The 2,347-nt window shown below is 67.1% G+C and carries 1 protein-coding gene; it reads right to left on the bottom strand.

Going from position 1 to position 2,347, the window contains the following annotated elements; translation table 11 throughout:
- Positions 1–2,347, bottom strand: a 2,347-nt coding sequence (locus ABGB06_RS39315) for an amino acid adenylation domain-containing protein (protein ID WP_347600517.1), incomplete at both ends; no start/stop codon positions are given.

The raw sequence follows: 2,347 nt of genomic DNA, 5'->3' as shown, positions 1-2,347 counted from the left end.
TGGGGTGGTGGGGTTGGATGGTGGCGTTTTGGATGTGGGGGTGGTTGGTGAGGGTGTTTTCGATTTCTGCGGGTTCGATTCGGTGGCCGCGGATTTTGATTTGGTGGTCGTTGCGGCCGAGGAATTGGAGGTGGCCTTGGGGTGTGTGGCGGGCGAGGTCGCCGGTGCGGTACATCCGTGCCCCGGGCGTGGTGGTGTGGGGGTCGGGGATGAACCGTTCGGCGGTGGTGTGGGGTTGGTCGAGGTAGCCGTGGGCGAGGCCGTTGCCGGCGAGGTAGAGCTCGCCGGTCACCCCGGGTGGGACGGGTTGGAGGCGGTGGTCTAGGACGTAGACGCGCATGCCGTCGCGGGGCCGTCCGAGGGGGAGGGGGTTGGGGATGTCCTCGGTGTTGTCGGGGGTGAGGGTGTGGGTGGTGGCGCAGAGGGTGGTTTCGGTGGGGCCGTAGAGGTGGTGGATCGTCAGCTGGGAGCAGACCTCGCGAGTGCGGGTGATGGCGTGGGTGGGGACGGTGTCGCCGCCGGTCAGGAGGTGTGGGAGGCCGGCGAGAGTCGTCGGTTCCTCCTCGGCGATGACGCGGAAGAGGCCGGCGGTGAGGTGGACCGCGTCGAGGTCGTGCTTCCGGATGAGGTGGGGGAGGGTGGTGGTGTCGATGGCCTGGGGTGGGGCGATGACGGTGGTGCCGCCGTTGAGGAGTGGGATCCAGATTTCGAGGGTGGAGGCGTCGAAGGTGTGGGGGGCGTGGAAGAGGGTGCGGCCGGCCGCGAACGGTGTCCAGGTCGTGTCGGCGGCGAGCGCTGTCACGGCACTGTGCGGTGTCAGCACGCCCTTCGGGGTGCCGGTGGAGCCCGAGGTGTACATCAGGTAGAAGCCACTGGCCGGCGTCAGTGATCCGCCGCGTTCGACGTCGGTCAGAGGGTCCTTCGCCAGCTCGGCGGTCTCCTTCACCGTCCCGGGATCGTCGATGTCGATGCGGACCGCCGAGTGGGTCGGTGGGGCGAAGTCGCTGGTGGTGATGAGGAGGGTGGGGTCGCTGTCGGCCAGGAGGTGCTGGATCCGGCCGGTGGGGTGGCCGGTGTCGATGGGGACGAAGGTGGCGCCGGTCTTGGCGACGGCGAGGAACGTCTCGATCAGGTCAGGGCTTCGGCGGAGCGCGACGGCGACTCGACCACCGGCAGCCAGACCCTGTCTGAGCAGATGACGGGCGAGCTGGTTGGTACGGGCGTCTAGCTCGGCGTAGGTCCAGGAGTTCTCGCCCGCGATGACCGCGGTCGTGTCCGGATGGGCGGCGACCTGGGCGGCGAACGCCTCCACCACCGTTCCCGCCGTCTTGGCGGGTGTGTCGCCGACTGCCTTCTCGTCGAGTAGCCAGTCCCGTTCGCCCTCCAGCAGCACGTCGAAGTCCTCGACCCGCCGCCCGTCATCCGCCGCCACCTGCCGCAACACGCGTATCAAGCGTTCTGCTATTCGCTCAGCAGTGGATTCGTCGAAGAGATCGTGGGCGTACTCGATATAGCCATCCACTCCTGCTGGATTCCCGTTCATCCCGGTGCGTTCTGACAGGCCGAAGGTCAGGTCGAACTGCACCGAGGAAAGGGGAATGCGAACGGGGGAGGTCGACGCATCTGGAATGTCGAAGCTTGGCTTATCTCCGAAGTCTTCTTTTACCAGGAGGACTTGGAAGAGGGGGTGGTGGGCGAGGGTGCGGGTGGGGTTGAGGGCTTCGACGAGGTGGTCGAAGGGGAGGTCTTGGTGGGTGTGGGCGGTGAGGTTGGTTTCTTTTACGTGTTTGAGGAGTTGGGTGAATTTGGGGTTGCCCTCGGTGTTGGTGCGGAGGACGAGGGTGTTGAGGAAGAAGCCGATGAGGTGGTCGAGGTGTTCGTTGGTGCGTCCGGCGATGGGGGTGCCGAGGGGGATGTCGTGGCCTGCGCCGAGTCGGGTGAGGAGGGTGGTGATGGCTGTTTGGCAGACCATGAACAGGGTGGCGTTGTTTCGGCGGGCCAGGTCGAGGAGGTGGCCGTGGGTGGTGGGGTCGATGGTGAAGGGGAGCATGGCGCCGTGGTGGCTGGTGACGGCGGGGCGGGGCCGGTCGGTGGGTAGCGGCAGGGTCGACGGCAGCCCGGCCAGCTGCTCGGTCCAGTACGCCAACTGCTCACCCAGATAGCCGCTGCCAGGGTCGTCGGCGGCGTTGAGGTGGGTGTGTTGCCAGGTGGCGTAGTCGGCGTACTGGAGGGGGAGGGGAGCCCAGTCGGGGGTGTTGCCGTTGTGGCGTGCGGTGTAGGCGGTGGAGAGGTCCTGGAGGAGGACGCCCATGGACCAGCCGTCGGCGGCGATGTGGTGGACGACGAG

Source organism: Streptomyces sp. B6B3 (assembly GCF_039871525.1).
Lineage (GTDB): Bacteria > Actinomycetota > Actinomycetes > Streptomycetales > Streptomycetaceae > Streptomyces.
The sequence above is the reverse complement of the archived record's forward strand: the minus strand, read 5'-3'. Positions and strand labels throughout refer to the sequence as shown.